General features: G+C 56.3%; 17 protein-coding genes. 7 read left to right on the top strand and 10 right to left on the bottom strand.

Annotation, left to right across the window (positions count from 1 at the left end):
* Positions 1–16: 16 nt before the first annotated feature.
* Positions 17–985, top strand: coding sequence for a DUF1402 family protein (locus RDL77_RS04075; RefSeq protein ID WP_288191890.1), 969 nt, complete (start codon positions 17–19; stop codon positions 983–985).
* Between the two features lie 3 nt (positions 986–988).
* On the opposite strand, the gene RDL77_RS04080 is transcribed toward RDL77_RS04075, so the two are convergent.
* Genes RDL77_RS04080 through RDL77_RS04095 form a run of 4 tightly spaced genes read right to left on the bottom strand, consistent with a single transcriptional unit; the run spans position 989 to position 3,737 of the window.
* Positions 989–1,360, bottom strand: coding sequence for a helix-turn-helix domain-containing protein (locus RDL77_RS04080; RefSeq protein ID WP_288191891.1), 372 nt, complete (start codon positions 1,358–1,360; stop codon positions 989–991).
* Positions 1,357–1,914, bottom strand: coding sequence for a Smr/MutS family protein (locus tag RDL77_RS04085; protein ID WP_288191892.1), 558 nt, complete (start codon positions 1,912–1,914; stop codon positions 1,357–1,359). Before RDL77_RS04085 ends, RDL77_RS04080 begins: the two co-directional genes overlap by 4 nt.
* The gene (locus RDL77_RS04090) at positions 1,911–3,011 is read right to left on the bottom strand and encodes a murein transglycosylase A (RefSeq protein WP_288191893.1); all 1,101 of its coding nucleotides are present in this window, start codon (positions 3,009–3,011) and stop codon (positions 1,911–1,913) included. The genes RDL77_RS04085 and RDL77_RS04090 overlap by 4 nt, the downstream gene beginning before the upstream one ends.
* A 24-nt stretch (positions 3,012–3,035) precedes the next feature.
* Positions 3,036–3,737 carry a Tim44/TimA family putative adaptor protein gene (locus RDL77_RS04095; protein ID WP_288191894.1) on the bottom strand — a complete coding sequence of 234 codons (702 nt, stop codon included), beginning with the start codon at positions 3,735–3,737 and terminating at the stop codon, positions 3,036–3,038.
* A gap of 188 nt (positions 3,738–3,925) precedes the next feature.
* Here RDL77_RS04095 and RDL77_RS04100 point away from each other — a divergent pair, with 188 nt between their 5' ends.
* Positions 3,926–4,405 carry an FxsA family protein gene (locus tag RDL77_RS04100; protein WP_288191895.1) on the top strand — a complete coding sequence of 160 codons (480 nt, stop codon included), beginning with the start codon at positions 3,926–3,928 and terminating at the stop codon, positions 4,403–4,405.
* A 116-nt stretch (positions 4,406–4,521) separates the two neighbouring features.
* A complete protein-coding gene (gene secB, locus RDL77_RS04105) occupies positions 4,522–5,028 on the top strand; it encodes a protein-export chaperone SecB (protein WP_223613951.1) in 507 nt (168 codons plus the stop codon).
* Between the two features lie 63 nt (positions 5,029–5,091).
* Here secB and dnaQ read toward each other — a convergent pair whose 3' ends face one another.
* From dnaQ to RDL77_RS04130, 5 genes are all read right to left on the bottom strand, one after another.
* The gene (gene dnaQ / locus RDL77_RS04110; protein WP_223613950.1) at positions 5,092–5,799 is read right to left on the bottom strand and encodes a DNA polymerase III subunit epsilon; all 708 of its coding nucleotides are present in this window, start codon (positions 5,797–5,799) and stop codon (positions 5,092–5,094) included.
* Between the two features lie 80 nt (positions 5,800–5,879).
* The gene (gene coaE / locus RDL77_RS04115) at positions 5,880–6,464 is read right to left on the bottom strand and encodes a dephospho-CoA kinase (RefSeq protein WP_288191896.1); all 585 of its coding nucleotides are present in this window, start codon (positions 6,462–6,464) and stop codon (positions 5,880–5,882) included.
* The gene (locus RDL77_RS04120) at positions 6,461–7,306 is read right to left on the bottom strand and encodes a shikimate dehydrogenase (RefSeq protein ID WP_288191897.1); all 846 of its coding nucleotides are present in this window, start codon (positions 7,304–7,306) and stop codon (positions 6,461–6,463) included. The genes coaE and RDL77_RS04120 overlap by 4 nt, the downstream gene beginning before the upstream one ends.
* Positions 7,299–7,892: a Maf-like protein gene (locus tag RDL77_RS04125; protein WP_288191898.1), complete on the bottom strand. Its 594-nt coding sequence runs from the start codon at positions 7,890–7,892 to the stop codon at positions 7,299–7,301. Before RDL77_RS04125 ends, RDL77_RS04120 begins: the two co-directional genes overlap by 8 nt.
* Before the next feature lie 28 nt (positions 7,893–7,920).
* Positions 7,921–8,742, bottom strand: a complete 822-nt coding sequence (locus RDL77_RS04130) for a pyruvate, water dikinase regulatory protein (RefSeq protein WP_223613946.1) — start codon at positions 8,740–8,742, stop codon at positions 7,921–7,923.
* A gap of 413 nt (positions 8,743–9,155) precedes the next feature.
* Between RDL77_RS04130 and hemE the strand changes: the two genes are divergently transcribed.
* The 3 genes from hemE to rho all read left to right on the top strand — a co-directional run bounded on the left by hemE (position 9,156) and on the right by rho (position 12,214).
* Positions 9,156–10,187: a uroporphyrinogen decarboxylase gene (hemE, locus tag RDL77_RS04135; RefSeq protein WP_288191899.1), complete on the top strand. Its 1,032-nt coding sequence runs from the start codon at positions 9,156–9,158 to the stop codon at positions 10,185–10,187.
* Between the two features lie 72 nt (positions 10,188–10,259).
* The gene (gene hemJ / locus RDL77_RS04140; protein WP_374042659.1) at positions 10,260–10,751 is read left to right on the top strand and encodes a protoporphyrinogen oxidase HemJ; all 492 of its coding nucleotides are present in this window, start codon (positions 10,260–10,262) and stop codon (positions 10,749–10,751) included.
* 197 nt (positions 10,752–10,948) lie between these two features.
* Positions 10,949–12,214, top strand: a complete 1,266-nt coding sequence (gene rho / locus RDL77_RS04145; protein WP_091879370.1) for a transcription termination factor Rho — start codon at positions 10,949–10,951, stop codon at positions 12,212–12,214.
* A 5-nt stretch (positions 12,215–12,219) separates the two neighbouring features.
* Here the strand turns inward: rho and RDL77_RS04150 are convergent, their stop codons facing one another.
* The gene (locus RDL77_RS04150; RefSeq protein ID WP_288191900.1) at positions 12,220–14,229 is read right to left on the bottom strand and encodes a thioredoxin domain-containing protein; all 2,010 of its coding nucleotides are present in this window, start codon (positions 14,227–14,229) and stop codon (positions 12,220–12,222) included.
* 74 nt (positions 14,230–14,303) lie between these two features.
* Between RDL77_RS04150 and mnmE the strand changes: the two genes are divergently transcribed.
* Entirely contained in the window at positions 14,304–15,638 is a 1,335-nt protein-coding gene (gene mnmE, locus RDL77_RS04155) for a tRNA uridine-5-carboxymethylaminomethyl(34) synthesis GTPase MnmE (protein WP_288191901.1), read from the top strand.
* The last annotated feature ends 98 nt before the right edge of the window (positions 15,639–15,736 follow it).

The raw sequence follows: 15,736 nt of genomic DNA on the forward strand, positions 1-15,736 counted from the left end.
AAATTCTGGGCTGACAATGAAACGACATCTGATCCTTTTCGCGACCACCTGCCTTCTTTCACTGTCCGCCGCCCTTCACCCAGCCTCGGCCGTGACCGTTGTGCCGGAAGGCAATCGCAATGCGACCCAGCCCAATATTCCCGTCGCTTCGATCAAGCGGACGGGCGAACTGAACACAACGCATGAAGCGAAGTATCAGAAAATCTACAACCTGCTGAAATCGGACCCGAAACTGCGTTCGAAGATATCGAGCGTTGCCAGGACCTATGGCATCGATCCGGTTCATATCGTTGGCGCGCTCGTTGGCGAACACACCTATAATGTCGATGCTTACGACCGTCTCCAGACCTACTACGTCAAGGCTATATCCTATGTGAAGCAAGGGCTTAGCTTTGATTATCAGGGTGAAAGCATTGGCGACTTCATCAAGCGCCCGCAATTTTCCTCCTGCGCGCAGTACAAGGACAGCCTGCGTCTGTGGACCTGCCGCGAAGGTGTGTGGGAAGCGGACTTCCGCGGCAAGACAGCCGGCGGCAAGCGCTTTCCCGACAACCGGTTCGCTGCGGTGTTCTTCCAGCCCTTCTATGCCGGCCAGACCTTTGGGCTTGGCCAGCTCAGCCCACTGACGGCACTGCAGATGACGGACATGGTCAATCGCTATTCGGGTTTGCCGAAACTGGATGCGGACCACGCCACGGATGTCTACAAGACAATCATGGACCCGGACTTCACCCTTCCCTACATGGCCGCAACCATCAGGGAATCCATCGATGTCTACCGGCGGGTGGCGGATTTCGATATTTCAAAAAATCCGGGAATCACCGCGACGCTCTACAATACGGGCGGCGCTGATGCACGCGCACGGGCTCTGGCCAAGACCAACGCTGGCCGTGCCGCGACCGGACAGCCGCCGCAACTTCCCGAAGAAAACTACTATGGCTGGCTCGTCAACAACAAGCTCGATCAGTTGAAAGCCCTGTTTTAAGGCTCAACGCCGCCGCTTGCCGGCGGATCGCTTTATCTCGCCAATCAGGGATTGAACGACATCCGCCTTGAGGTCGCGAATATGCGCCGCAACCAGGTTGGCCAATTCCGTCGATGCTGGCGGCAGGCCGGCGGTGTCAATCGTGATGCGCGGATGCGAGATCATGGCCAGCCGCTGCAATTCCTCGGCCTCGTCCCAGATGATGTTGAAATACTGGATGATGCGCTGCAGCTTGTCCCATGTCGGCTGCCCGCGCCTTCCGTGCTCCAGCGCCGAGAGATAGGCGGCCGAAACCCCGATGGCCTTCGCCATTTCTTTCTGGGAGATGCCGCGCTCGTCCCTGAGCTGGCGCAGCTTTTCACCAAACGGCGTCATGGCACCTCCGGCAGCCGGCGAATGCGGACATAGATGGCGCCCGTCCCGCCATGATTGCGGGCGGCATCTTCATAGCCATTGACCAGCACGCGGAACGGCGGCGTGGTGAACCAGAGCGGAACCGCCTGACGCAGGACCCCATCGCTTCCCATGGACGATCCCTTGCCGGTGATGACAAGCACGTGGCGCAGCTCGCGCTGGTGCGCGCGGCGAAGGAAGCCGAGAAGCAGGCCATAGGCCTCGCTTTGCGTCAGTCCGTGCAAATCGATCCGGCCTTCGATGACCACCCGTCCGCGCGATATCTTCTTGTGGGTCGGACGGTCGATCGGATGCAGCCGATGCGCAGGTATCGCCGGTTTTGCCGGAGCCGGCACCGGCGTTGCCTTCGACTTGATCTTTTCGGGTGCCGATGGCGTGACTGCCGGCTGATCCTGCACCGCGTCGAGCAGAAATTCCATCTTGTCCTTCCCCTTCAGGGGCCGGGTGGATTTTGCGACTTTCTCCCAGAGAATCCGGTCTTCAATGTTGGTGAACTCGTCCCTGGACCGCTTCATGCCCGATCCGCCAACAATGACCGGGGTACAAGCGCATAAAAAACGGCGTCATGACGAATGCCGCCGGCGATGTCACCTGCCGCGTCGCCGGAGCCGGCAAAAAGGTCGCCGCGTGCCGGCCCTACGATGGCGGACCCGGTATCCTGCGCAATCATCAACCGCGCAAACCCTTCTCCGCCGAAAGCCTGCAAGGCAGGTGCCGAGATATAGAAGGGCGTACCGAAGGTATGCAGCAGCCGGTCGACAGCAAGGGAACGTCCGCCCGTCAGCGGCACCTTGGCAGCCGCAATCGGCCCCAGCGCGGCATCGTCGACCGCGGCTTCGCGAAAGAAAATATAGGATTGGTTGTTCCACAACAGGCTTTGAACCTGATCAGAATTGTCAGCAAGCCATGCGCGGATAGCCTGCATCGACATTTTATCCAGCGGGATTTCACCGCGATCCAAGAGGATTTTTCCGATGCCGGTAAATCGGTGGCCGGTCTTCGCCGCGTAGGTGATGCGGCGCAGGCGACCGTCGGTCATCTTCAACCTGGCGGCGCCCTGAACGTGAATGAAGAAGGCATCGACCGGACTTTCGACAAAGGCTATTTCCAGATTTTGCCCGTCGAGTGCACCGCTCTCAATGGCAGCGCGGTCAAAATACTCGGCAATCCCTGTCGGGGTTTGCCGGGCAAAAGCGAAATAGGGATCAAAACCCACAGGCCGATTGCTGTCATCCACATCCACCAGATCATTCGGGCGGCTGAGAAAAGGAACCGTATAGCGTTCCGTTCGAACCGGAGAAGCAACCACCTCGGGTTCATAGAAACCCGTGACAAAACCGTGTCCCGTCTCGGGATTTTCCAGGCGTGCCGGACGGAACCATTTTTCAAAAAACCGCCGTGCCTGTTCGTTACTTTCGACCAATGTTTCACGTGAATCAGCGAAAATGGGTGCTAAAGCCGCAAAGGAGATGCCCAGTGATCCGCTTTTATAGGGCTTTTCCAGAACCCTGCTGGCAGAACGCACAAAAGCTTGAAACGCTTCAACCTGGTTGTCATTCTCCCAACCGGGGCAATCGGTGAATGCCACCGGTTTGAAGAGAGGGGAAAGCATGGTCTGGCGCTCGCGACAGGAGAATCAATCTTCGGCTTCGGTCGCGACGAGTTTCCAGTTCGGATCCTTCGAGCGGGTATCCCGCGCATAGGTCCAGACATCCTTGACTTCAGCCACCGCTTCCTTGTCGCCGTCGATCACGTTGCCGTCCTTGTCCAGGGTTGCCGAAATCAGCTCGCTGACGACGCGCACTGTTACGTGCGCTTCCGTGCCCTTCATTTCAGCGCCGGTAATGTCGGCCTTGTTGATGCCGACGAACGAGGATTGCACCTTTTCGCCGCGCGATTCACGATCGGCGATGGCTGAAACGAAACCATCAAATACTTCGCGGGACAGGAGCGATTTGAGCGTCTTGCGATCACCATCGGCAAAGGACATGACGATCATCTCATATGCCATCTTGGAGCCTTCAAGAAACTTCGCCGGATCGAATGCCGGATCGGCGTTCTGGATGGTGCGAAGGCCTTCGTTCAGCGGCGTGCCGGGTTTTGCCAGCGCATCCACCTTTTCAAACTGGTTTTCCTTCGGCTCGCCGCGCCGCGGCAGCGACACGACATTATCGCCGGGTTTGGCCTTATCTTCGACCTCGGCTGTACGCGAGGATGCATACGGATTGAATGGCGGACGCTCGTTGCCGGTGCGGCGACCAAGGACCTTGCGCAGCTGCAAAAAGATCACCACTGCTGCCACGAAGAAGAAAATCGTTCCGAAGTCCAGATATTCCATGTCGCCTGCCATTCATCCCTAAATTCAGTCGGCCGTTCTTTGTACGACCATTGCGCTTTTGTCGAATTACCAAAACATATAGATTGCTGAAGGCAATCATACAAATGCTCATGTTCATACCTATATAGGCATGAAATTGACGCCGGGTATGGATTATAACCGGATATGTCCTTCGAAAGGTAAATTAGTTGCGATCCTCTCTTGTGCCTCTGTTCCTGCTTGCACTGCCATTTCTTGAAATTGCCGGCTTCATTGTGGTTGGCAGCAAGATCGGTGTTCTGGCAACGCTCGGCTTGATCATCCTGTCGATGTTCCTCGGTGTTTTTCTGTTGCGCCTGCAGGGATTTGGCATCCTGCAGAAAATCCGCTCGGAAACCGCCGCCGGCCGGACGCCGAGCCGCGAACTCGTGCACGGCGTCATGCTGTTCTTTGCGGCGTTCCTGTTGATCGTTCCTGGCTTCATCACGGACATAATCGGCCTGCTTTTGTTCATACCCGCCATTCGCGATATTGGCTGGCGTTTTGTCCGGAGCCGCGTGGTCGTGGTCAATCCTGCAGCAACGGGCCATTCCCGGCCGGGTCGCTCCGCTGATCGCGTCATTGAACTTGACCCGGAGGATTATTCCAGAAAATCCGACCCCAACTCGCCATGGAGCCCGAAAGAATAGCGTGCGTGCATCAGGATGGTTCCTCCCGGCTTGCCTCGCTGGGGCTCTCATGCTAGCCAGCCATCATTCATTCGATAACCGCCGAAGCGGACGCAACGAGAGAAGGTTTCCAGACAATGGCTCAAAAGCCTGATGAAAATGCCGAAAACGGCAATGAAGCGACCAATGGCAATGGGAGCGTCCAGCAGCAGACACTGAACATTCTTGCTCAGTACGTGAAGGATCTTTCCTTCGAAAGCCCAGGCGCGCCTCTGTCGCTGCGCCCGCGGGACAAGGCTCCTGGCATCAGCATCAACGTGAATGTCAACGCCAATCCGATTGCCGAGAACGATTTCGATGTCGTTCTGACCCTCACAGCCCGTGCCGGTGAAGGCAAGGAAGTCCTGTTCAACGCGGAACTCGTCTATGGCGGCGTTTTCCGTCTGGAAGGCTTCCCGCAGGAACATCTCCTGCCGCTGCTTTTCATCGAATGCCCGCGCCTGCTCTTCCCGTTCGCACGTCAGATCATTGCGGAAGCAACCCGCAATGGCGGCTTTCCGCCGCTGATGATAGACCCGATCGACTTTGCGCAGATGTTCCAGCAGCGCATGGCTGAAGAACAAGCCAAGTCGATGGTCAGCTAAGCCAACGGTTCTACTGGATAGCAAAAACCCGGGTTCGACCCGGGTTTTTTGTTGCCGCGATTTTTACCGTGCTGCTATCCGTTCGTTCCAGATCGCTTTCTCGCCAATCTTCTCGACCAGCTTGTCGTGCGCCTGCTTTTCCGAATCGGTGAGGCGGGATGGCAGCGGTACCGCGCGGCGCGCAATGACAACAACCGTTTCCGTATTGGCGGATTGCTTGTTGTCGGACTGTTCGGCAACGGTCAGGCCGAGGGCCGCCTGTTTTCCACCGATCAGTTCGATATAGACTTCCGCCAGCAACTGCGAATCGAGCAACGCGCCGTGCATCGTGCGGTGACTGTTGTCGATGCCGTAACGACGGCACAGGGCATCCAGGGAATTTGGGCCCATGGGATGTTTGCGGCGCGCGAGTGCCAGCGTATCGATAACCCGGTCATTGCTGATGGGGGGGTGCCCCAGGCGGTTCAGCTCGGCATTGATGAAGCCCATATCGAATGTAGCGTTGTGGGCGATCAACTTTGCCCCGTCGATGAATTCGAGAAAGCGGTCGACGACGCCGGCAAAGACCGGCTCATCCTTCAGGCGGTCATTGCTGATGCCATGAACGGCCAGAGCATCCGGGTGGACCTGTTTGCCATCCGGATTGATGAAAACATGAAATGTGTTGCCGGTCGGGAAACGATTGACCAGTTCCACACCGCCAATTTCGATGATGCGATCATCCAGCCGGTCGAGCCCTGTTGTTTCCGTATCGAATATGATCTCGCGCATGGAATCTTCCTTTGACCCAAATTTCATGAATTGACCGGCCAGCGCAAGGCCGGAGCAGCGGTTTCCCCGCTTTCCGCCTGTCAGGAATCCGTGAGTATCCGGATTATCTCGTTGATCTCGGCCCGCGTCGCATCAAATGTCTGGTCCGTGTTGACGACAAAATCGGCACGGGCACGTTTCTCGGCGTCGGGAGTCTGGCGCTCGAGAATTGCTTCGAGTTTTTTGGGGGTCATGTCGAGCCTGGCCAATACCCGCCTTTTCTGCACCTCTGCCGGTGCGCTGACAACAAGGATCTTGTCCACCCGCTTATCCCCACCAGTCTCGAACAGCAGCGGAATATCGATCACGGCAAGCTTCGCACCTTGGGATTGAGCGCTATCGCGGAAAGCGTTCTCTTCGGAACGAACCATGGGGTGGATAATCGATTCGAGCTTCCGAAGCGCCTTGGGATTGCCAATGACCGCTGCCGAGAGCCTGGCGCGATCCACCACGCCGCTTACCGTCGTTCCGGGAAAAGCTGCTTCTATCAAAGGAGCCGCCGCGCCGGAATATAGCCGGTGAACCGTTTCATCGGCGGAATAGACCGGAACGCCCGCATCCATGAACATTTGCGCGGCTGTCGATTTACCCATGCCGATCGATCCGGTGAGACCCAGCACGATCATTTTGCTTTCCCCGCCGCCATATCGGCCAGAATGAGGTTTCGCAGCTCTGCCGTTACATCCGGCCGTTTGCCGAACCAGTGTTCAAAGCCCGGTACGGCCTGGTGCAGCAACATGCCCAGTCCGTCGGCGGTTTCAAGACCGCGGAAGCGCGCTGCGCGCAAAAGCGGCGTTTCCAACGGCACATAGACAATGTCGGTCACCAGCGCATCCGAATTAGCCTCGGTCAGGTCAATCACCAGCTCGTCTTTACCCGACATGCCGAGCGACGTGGTGTTTACAATCAGCGACGCGCCCTTCAGCAATTCCGGCACCGCGTCCCACCCGTGGGCACCCCCGGAAATTCCAAACCGGTCTGCCAGTTCCTGGGCCCGCTCCACGGTCCGATTGACGATCCCGATGTCGGTGAAACCGCGCTGCTTCAACGCAAAGATCACCGCTCGGCTTGCCCCGCCCGCACCCAGCACCAAAGCGCTCTTGCGCTCACTCCAGCCGGGGCTTAGCGAGTCCAGATTTGCCAAGAACCCGTAAGCATCCGTATTGCCGCCATGCAGAATGCCATTCTCGAACCAGAGCGTGTTCACCGCGCCGATTTCTTCCGCGGCAGAATCGCGCTTCCCGCACAGGGAAAAAGCCACTTCCTTATGTGGGATGGTGACGTTGCCGCCGACAAACCCATTGTCATTCAACGTGTGGATAAAGGCCGCAAATGCGTCCGGTGCAACCTCGACCGCCCGATAGGAGCCGTCCAATCCGAATTGCCTGAGCCAGTAACCGTGGATGAGCGGCGAGCGTGAATGACGGATTGGATAACCCGTTACGAAAGCGCTGGGATGATCAGCCATCGATCGCACCCTCCCGGCGCAGTTCATTCAGCAACGGCAATAGTGGGAGGCCGACAATGGTGAAATAATCTCCATCCACCTTCTCGAACAGCTGCACGCCTTCGCCTTCATATTGGTAGGCGCCGACACTTTGGAGCGCGACGGTACCAACCCGTGCCAGGTGCCGTCCAATGAAAGCCGGATCGAGATCACGCAATGTCATGCGCGCCACCGAAACGTGCCGCCACACCGTCTGCCCGCTCTTGACCAGAACAATCGCGCTGTTCAGATGATGAGTCCTGCCGGAAAGCCTGAGCAGTTGCCGGCGCGCGGCCTCCATATCGGCAGGCTTGTGCAAAACCTCGTCGCCCAAGGACAGGGTTTGATCCGAACCGATCACCAATGCGTCCGGGTTACGCTCACTGACATCGAGCGCCTTTGCTTCGGCCAGAACAAGCGCGACGTCCTCCGGCGTTGCTCCGCTCTTATAGAGAGGCGCTTCCACCGCCCGCTCATCGATATTGGCCGACTGTGCGGTAAAAGCGATGCCGGCGTTTTTCAGGAGCGTCGCGCGGAACGGACTTTTGGAAGCAAGAATAATCTGCATTTGCCTTCTTCTCTGATTAACAATGCGGCTATCGCCCTTGGGAACGCAGGGCGAGAACCGCCGCCGCGGTTTCTTCAATAGAACGGCGTGAAACGTCTATCATAGGCCAATTATAGCGATGGCAAATCTGCCGCGCATAGGAAAGCTCTTCAATAATGTTGGCCCGGTCAAGATAGTGATCCGTATCGAAGCCCGGGGTCGCCCCGAGAATGCGATGCTGGCGCACCTGTGAGATCCGCTCTGCCGAGGCAATTAGGCCAACAATCAGCGGCCGCTCCGCATTGATAATCACATCGGCAATGGGCACACCGGGAACGATGGGTACGTTGGCGGTCTTGATGCCGCGATTGGCGAGATAAATGCTTGTCGGGGTTTTCGACGTCCGTGAAATGCCGATCAGAATGACATCGGCTTCTTCGATATCGAGCGGCAGCTGGCCGTCATCATGCTCCATGGTAAAATTCAGCGCATCGATGCGGCGGAAATATTCCGCATTGAGCACATGCTGCGCCCCAACCCGCCGTCCCGCCGGAGCACCGAGATAGGACTGGAATATGCTGAGGACCGGTTCAAGAACGGACACGCAGGGAACGCCAATCGTCGCGCAGCTTTCATCGATCATTGCCGCAAGCCGTTTGTCCACGATGGTATAAAGGACAATGCCAGGTTCTGCATCGATACCTTCAAGCACCTTTTTGATCTGCTTTTCCGTGCGAATGAGCGGATAGACATGTTCAATGGCGCGCGCATGCACATATTGCGCCGCGGCTGCGCGACCCGCCGCCAGGAGAGTCTCTCCGGTCGCATCAGAAATCATGTGAAGATGGAAGTAGTTGACTGGCTTTGTCACAGAAAACTCGACTCCCTGTTGATGACTGGGGAGAATTCTCCCGGTTTTGAACAAGCAATGGCAGTCATGTGAATCATTGGCAAGTCATCCACAGCGAGCCCACTTGTGGATGACTCTTCCGGGCATAGCTGCGATCTGGGGATTGTTGCGACTCTTCGTCCGTTGTTCCCCGTATTCCCACATGGATATCCACAGATCGATGTTATTCAACAGACTGATAATGAACGGTATTTTTCTTTATTACCGCTTTTCCTGAATTTTGCTTTATGGTTTTCCCTGTTTCGCATTACTCCAATTGCCTGTGGGAAAAAGTTGGCAATCTGGTAATTCCCGATACAAACAGACTCTAAGAATCAGAAAATCAGAAAATATCCAATTTTCTTTTTTGTAAGACAAAGCTGGAGAGAGACGGAATGGTCCGCAAAGTGATGAAAGTCCTTAGAGGCGAGACAGTTTTTCCGCCTCCCATCTGGATGATGCGCCAAGCTGGACGCTACCTCCCCGAATACCGGGAAGTTAGGAAGAACGCCGGAAGTTTTCTGGATCTCTGCTATTCGCCGGATCTGGCCGTCGAAGTGACGCTGCAGCCGATCCGCCGTTTCGGATTTGATGCGGCAATCCTGTTTTCCGATATTCTTGTCGTGCCGCATGCGCTTGGCCGTGATCTGCGCTTTGAAGAGGGCAGAGGCCCTTTGATGACGCCGATTGATGCGGATGGCATTTTCTGGCTTGAACCTAATGGGGCTGTGGAACGCCTGGATCCTGTCTACGAGACTGTTCGGCTGCTTCGACATCAACTGCCACAGGAAACCACCCTGCTTGGCTTCTGTGGCGCTCCATGGACCGTGGCGACCTATATGATAGCCGGTCATGGAACACCGGACCAGGCTCCGGCCCGCCTCTTCGCCTATCGCTATCCGGATGCCTTCCAGAAACTGCTGGACGAGCTCGCCGATGTTTCAGCGGAGTATCTGATCCGCCAGATCGATGCCGGTGCTGACGCGGTGCAGATTTTTGATTCCTGGTCTGGTGTTCTCGACGAAGCCTGCTTTGAGCGGTTCTGTATCGCTCCCGTGGCCAGGATCGTCAAAAAGGTGCATGCATCCCACCCGGATGTCCCGATCATCGGTTTTCCCAAAGGTGCCGGCGCGCTTTATGTGAATTATCGCGAACGCACTGGGGTGACAGCCTTGGGCCTCGACTGGACGGTGCCGCTGTCGCTGGCGTCTTCACTTCAAGGTGGAGGGGCAATTCAGGGCAATCTTGATCCCTTGCGTGTTGTTGCCGGCGGCCGAGCGCTGGATGAAGGCGTCGATGCCATTCTTGACGGGCTGGGTCACGGCCCGCTGGTCTTCAATCTTGGCCATGGCATCACCCCCGATGCTCCCGTCTCCCATGTGGAACAGATGGTTGCGCGCGTGCGGCAGGCGACGGCCAGGAACTGACACGTTGAATGCCGGGAAATGATTATGAACAACAACGAGATGCCGGTTCAAAATTCAAGCAAGACAGCATCGATGGCAAAGGCGATCGGTATCGTTCTTGCATTGGTTGTTGTGACGCTGGTTTATCTCTATCCCGACAACGCCTATCTCTGGGTGAAGGCATTGCATGTGATTGCCGTCATCTCCTGGATGGCCGGGATGCTCTATCTGCCGCGCCTCTTCATCTATCATTGTGCCGCCGTAAAAGGCTCCGTCCAATCGGAAACGTTCAAGGTGATGGAGCGCCGGTTGCTCAAGGCCATCATCAATCCGGCCATGATGGTGACATGGGCCGCCGGACTTTGGCTCGCGTGGCGAACGGTTGCCTATATGGACGGCTGGTTTCATGTGAAATTCCTGGCCGTCCTGATCCTTTCCGGCATTCACGGCTACTTTTCCAAGGCTGTCCGCATGTTCGCCGAGGATAGAAACGCAAAGCCTGCCCGTTTCTGGCGGATGATGAATGAAGTGCCGACGGTTCTGATGATCATTATCGTGATCATGGTCATCATAAAGCCATTTTGACTCATCATTTTATTTTCTGCCTGATATCAATACCACTCATGAAACCCCTTGCCCTTGCAGTCATGATTGGCTAGATAGGGGCTCTTCTCTGGAAATACCGCCATAGCGATCTTCAGCCATTCATACATGGCACTGCATTCAGGCATCGTCATTTCCCTTCCCCATTTCAAACCTATAAGATTAAGAGTTCCGCACACATGCAGGAAATGAAACTACAAGAACTCAAGAACAAGACGCCGGTTGATCTTCTGGCGTTTGCTGAAACACTGGAAGTCGAAAACGCCAGTGTCATGCGCAAACAGGAACTGATGTTTGCGATCTTGAAGAAACTAGCCTCCCAGGATGTCGAAATTATCGGCGAAGGCGTGGTCGAGATATTGCAGGATGGCTTCGGCTTCATGCGTTCTGCCAATGCAAACTATCTCCCAGGCCCCGACGACATCTATATCTCCCCATCGCAGATTCGGCGGTTTTCGCTGAAAACCGGTGATACCGTCGAAGGTCCGATCCGTGGGCCCAAGGAAGGTGAGCGCTATTTCGCCCTTCTCAAGGTCAACACCATCAACTTCGAAGACCCGGAAAAAATCCGCCACAAGATCCACTTCGACAATCTGACACCGCTCTACCCGAATGAGCGTTTCAAGATGGAGCTGGAAAATCCGACGACCAAGGATTTGTCAGCCCGCGTCATCGATCTGGTGGCACCCCTCGGTAAAGGCCAGCGCGGTCTCATAGTCGCTCCGCCCCGTACCGGTAAAACCGTTCTCCTCCAGAACATTGCCCATTCCATCACCGCCAATCATCCCGAATGCTATCTGATCGTTCTTCTGATCGATGAACGTCCGGAAGAAGTCACGGATATGCAGCGTTCCGTGAAGGGCGAAGTGGTCTCCTCCACATTCGACGAGCCGGCGTCCCGCCACGTTCAGGTGGCTGAAATGGTCATCGAGAAGGCGAAGCGCCTGGTTGAACATGGCCGCGATGTGGTCATCCTGCTCGATTCCATTACGCGCCTTGGCCGCGCCTACAACACCGTGGTGCCATCATCCGGCAAGGTTTTGACCGGTGGTGTCGACGCCAACGCGCTTCAGCGCCCCAAGCGTTTCTTCGGTGCGGCACGTAACATCGAGGAAGGCGGATCGCTGACGATCATTGCGACGGCCCTTATCGATACGGGCAGCCGTATGGACGAAGTGATCTTTGAAGAATTCAAGGGTACGGGCAATTCGGAAATCGTGCTCGACCGCAAGGTTGCCGACAAGCGCATTTTCCCGTCCATGGATATTCTGAAATCCGGCACGCGCAAGGAAGACCTGCTCGTACCGCGTCAGGATCTGCAGAAGATCTTTGTCCTGCGCCGTATTCTGGCCCCGATGGGCACCACGGATGCGATCGAGTTCCTCATCGACAAGTTGAAGCAGACCAAGACCAACGGCGAATTCTTCGATTCGATGAATACGTAACAGTCCTAGGATTGCGGTTTGAGCAGCGCTGCCAGCGCCTCGGCCGTTTCGACAGGCGCCAGACACACGAACCCGCGGCAGAGATAGGCCGCGGGTTTTTTTATGGTGATTGCTCCGCTGCCGGGCACCAGCTCGATTGTGGTGTTTTCTCTAAACTCCATCCAGATATCAGTACGGCGCGGATCCGGATAATCGTTTGCAAGCCGCAGGAGCGGATGGCCTTTGTCCGGAGTGACCAGCACAAGCTTCATCGGTTCCAGCAGCAGGCTTGCGCTGTTGAGAACACCGGCCTGGCCATAGCGCTGTTCAAGCACACGGCCGAGCGCGTTTTCAGCGAGTTCGTCGGCTCGCTGTTGCAATGCGTAGTCCGATGTTGCTGTCGCCAGACGCGAGATGGCTTCGATGATCTGCCCGGTGGCACTCGGTATGGCCTCATCCTGATCACCGCGCACGCGGATGATGACATCGGTGCTGTCAATGGCGCTGAGGGCATGATTGCCATCTTCCGTAAGATGCCAGCGGTTAAGAGACTGGAGCCAAAGAGCCGCGTCGTCGAGAAACGTTTTGTCCTGCGTCGCTTCACAGAGGGAGATGGCGGCATTGATCATCGATGCATAATCCGATGACAAGCCGGGAAAGAGGCGGGACTGTTCCAGAACGGAATGCGGCAGACGCCCATCAACCATCGATTCGGATATGGAACGATAAGCGCCCAATGCCAGATCCAGCCAATCCTTGCGCTGGAATAACCGCGCCGCTTCCGCGAGCGCACGGATCATCAGCCCGTTCCAGTCAGTGAGCGACTTGTCGTCGCGATGGGGGTGGACCCGGCTCTCGCGGCGGTTGAAAAGTATCTGCCTAGCCTTTGCCAAATGTGCCTCGGTGTCCGCATCTGATGAGCCGGGCGAGGTCAGGCGATTGAGAATGGTTTTGCCTTCCCAGTTTCCCTCTGGGCGGACATCGTAAACGGTGCGAAAGATATCGAAATCCGGCGTCGCCGGAATTTCATCCGCAGACCAAACGTAGAACCGGCCCTCTTCACCCTCGCTGTCGGCATCCAAGCTCGAGGCAAAGCGCTGGCGGTTCGCCAGCATTTCGCGCTCCAGCCAACCGACAGTTTCTTCGATTCGCAGGCGGAACAATTCATCTTTGGTTTCGGCATAGGCGTACGTCGCGTGACGGATGAACTGGGCATTGTCGTAAAGCATCTTTTCAAAGTGCGGAACAAGCCAGCGATCATCGACGGAATACCGGGACAGTCCGCCGCCGAGATGATCGTAGATGCCGCCTTGCAGCATCATTTGCAGGCTCCTGAGAAAGGCATCCCGATGCTGGGCATTGCCGTTGCGCAGCCATGAAAGCCAGAGTGTATCCATGAAAGGCGCATTCGGGAATTTGGGAGCGCCGGTCAAGCCGCCTTTCTGCATGTCGATCATGCCGGATATATTGGCGGAAAACTGATCAAAGATATGTTTGTCCAGCGCTGCCGGACCCGCCTGGGCGTCAAGACGGGCGCTGACGTGGCTGGTCAAGGCATCGACGTTCTGGACAACGCGCGCGCGGTCTTCGCGCCATACCCTGTCGATAGACTGCAACACGTCGACAAAACCAGGCCGGCCATAGCGTGAGTTCTTGGGAAAATAGGTTCCTCCCCAAAACGGCTTTGCCTCCGGTGTGAGAAACATCGTCAGCGGCCAGCCCCCCTGCTCTCCCATTGCGCCAAGAGCTGCCATGTAGATCTGATCGATATCCGGCCGTTCTTCTCTGTCCACCTTGATATTGACGTAGTGGGCATTCATCAGGTCAGCAACGTCGCCATCTTCAAAACTTTCGTGCGCCATGACATGGCACCAGTGACAGGCAGCGTAACCAACGGACAGCAGAATGGGCTTGCCCGTCTCCTGTGCCTCCGCCAGCGCAAGCTTTCCCCACGGCCGCCAATGCACCGGGTTGCCGGCATGCTGACGAAGATACGGGCTGGACTCGTTTCCAAGCAGATTGGCTTGCTGATACATTGGATTACTCCGCTCTTCCCGAATGCCGGCTTGAGGGTTATCAAGTCATGCAGTGTAGCCGTGGATAAATGCAAATGAAACAGAACCAGAATTTCAGCGAGACTATTTTTGCCCTGTCCAGTGGGCGGCTTCCGTCTGGTGTCGCCGTGATCCGTATCTCCGGATCGAAGACTCGATTCGTTATCGAAACAATTTGCGGTAACCTTCCGTCGCCGCGGCGGGCTGAGCTACGTACGTTCCGCGATTCACTTGGTAGTCCCGTTGATCGGGGACTCGTGTTGTTTTTCTCCAATCCCCATAGCTTTACCGGTGAGGATTGCGGCGAGTTTCACCTGCACGGCGGTCGTGCGGTTGTTGATGCCATGATTTCGCTTCTCTATACCTTTGACAATTGCCGCTTGGCCGAACCCGGTGAGTTCACACGGCGCGCCTTTGCCAATGGAAAATTCGATCTGACGGTGGCTGAAGGTCTCGCGGATCTGATCGCCGCTGAGACCGATGGTCAGCGCCGCCTGGCACTGCAGATCGCATCGGGTTCGCAAGTTCAGCTCTATTCATCCTGGCGCACCGAGATGATCCGCGCGCGCGCTCTGATTGAAGCGGAACTCGATTTTGCTGACGAATCCGACGTACCCAGTTCCGTATCGGATCAAGTCTGGATATCGATGCGTGATCTTGCGGAAAAGATTGAACAACACGTAGCGGAGGGAAAACGTGGCGCAATCGTGCGCGACGGCTTCCGTGTGGTGATTGTTGGTGCGCCGAACGCCGGCAAATCGAGCTTGCTGAATGCCCTGGCGGGAACCGATGTGGCGATTGTCTCCGACGAACCGGGAACGACACGCGACCTGATTGAAATCAAACTTGATCTGGGGGGCTTGCCCGTCCTTATCACCGATACGGCGGGTCTCAGGGAAACCGAGGGTAAGGTGGAACAGATCGGCGTTGAACGGGCGCTTGACCGCGCGCACGCCGCGGATCTGGTACTATTGCTGACGGATATGGCGAGCCCGCTTCCAGCGCCATTTGTCGAACTGGATGCGATCGATACGCTGCGAATTGGAACGAAACTGGATGTTGTCGAGAGAACGACATCCGATAGCTATGATCTGAAAGTTTCAATCCGCTCAGGTGAGGGCTTGAATGATCTGATAGCGGCTTTGCAATCCAGGGCCGAATCTGCAGCTGGGAATCTCTCTGATCCGCTTCCCACCCGCCGCCGTCATATGGAATTACTCACCGAAACGAGCCGGGAAATCAATCACGCTGTGGCTGACGTAGCCGCGCCGCTGGAAGTTCGCGCTGAGTATCTACGCCGGGCCTCGCATGCATTGGGCCGGATTACTGGAGACGTGGATGTCGAGGATATTCTCGATGTGGTATTCTCACAGTTCTGTATAGGCAAATGATTCACGTGAAACATTGAAACTATAACGGCGATCTGCGCGTACGAATTGTTTCACGTGAAACATTGTTCTTTGACTCACACTTGACTCAGGGCGTTGAT

This window comes from uncultured Phyllobacterium sp., from assembly GCF_902479695.1.
GTDB lineage: Bacteria > Pseudomonadota > Alphaproteobacteria > Rhizobiales > Rhizobiaceae > Phyllobacterium > Phyllobacterium calauticae.

Bases quoted from the DNA above. Each gene is read 5' to 3' on its own strand.
- RDL77_RS04150 (WP_288191900.1), bottom strand. From the start codon at position 14,229: ATGTATCAGCAAGCCAATCTGCTTGGAAACGAGTCCAGCCCGTATCTT.
- RDL77_RS04125 (WP_288191898.1), bottom strand. From the start codon at position 7,892: ATGCAGATTATTCTTGCTTCCAAAAGTCCGTTCCGCGCGACGCTCCTG.
- RDL77_RS04075 (WP_288191890.1), top strand. From the start codon at position 17: ATGAAACGACATCTGATCCTTTTCGCGACCACCTGCCTTCTTTCACTG.
- rho (WP_091879370.1), top strand. From the start codon at position 10,949: ATGCAGGAAATGAAACTACAAGAACTCAAGAACAAGACGCCGGTTGAT.
- secB (WP_223613951.1), top strand. From the start codon at position 4,522: ATGGCTCAAAAGCCTGATGAAAATGCCGAAAACGGCAATGAAGCGACC.
- hemE (WP_288191899.1), top strand. From the start codon at position 9,156: ATGGTCCGCAAAGTGATGAAAGTCCTTAGAGGCGAGACAGTTTTTCCG.
- hemJ (WP_374042659.1), top strand. From the start codon at position 10,260: ATGGCAAAGGCGATCGGTATCGTTCTTGCATTGGTTGTTGTGACGCTG.
- RDL77_RS04080 (WP_288191891.1), bottom strand. From the start codon at position 1,360: ATGACGCCGTTTGGTGAAAAGCTGCGCCAGCTCAGGGACGAGCGCGGC.
- RDL77_RS04085 (WP_288191892.1), bottom strand. From the start codon at position 1,914: ATGAAGCGGTCCAGGGACGAGTTCACCAACATTGAAGACCGGATTCTC.
- RDL77_RS04090 (WP_288191893.1), bottom strand. From the start codon at position 3,011: ATGCTTTCCCCTCTCTTCAAACCGGTGGCATTCACCGATTGCCCCGGT.
- RDL77_RS04120 (WP_288191897.1), bottom strand. From the start codon at position 7,306: ATGGCTGATCATCCCAGCGCTTTCGTAACGGGTTATCCAATCCGTCAT.
- mnmE (WP_288191901.1), top strand. From the start codon at position 14,304: ATGAAACAGAACCAGAATTTCAGCGAGACTATTTTTGCCCTGTCCAGT.
- dnaQ (WP_223613950.1), bottom strand. From the start codon at position 5,799: ATGCGCGAGATCATATTCGATACGGAAACAACAGGGCTCGACCGGCTG.
- RDL77_RS04095 (WP_288191894.1), bottom strand. From the start codon at position 3,737: ATGGAATATCTGGACTTCGGAACGATTTTCTTCTTCGTGGCAGCAGTG.
- coaE (WP_288191896.1), bottom strand. From the start codon at position 6,464: ATGATCGTGCTGGGTCTCACCGGATCGATCGGCATGGGTAAATCGACA.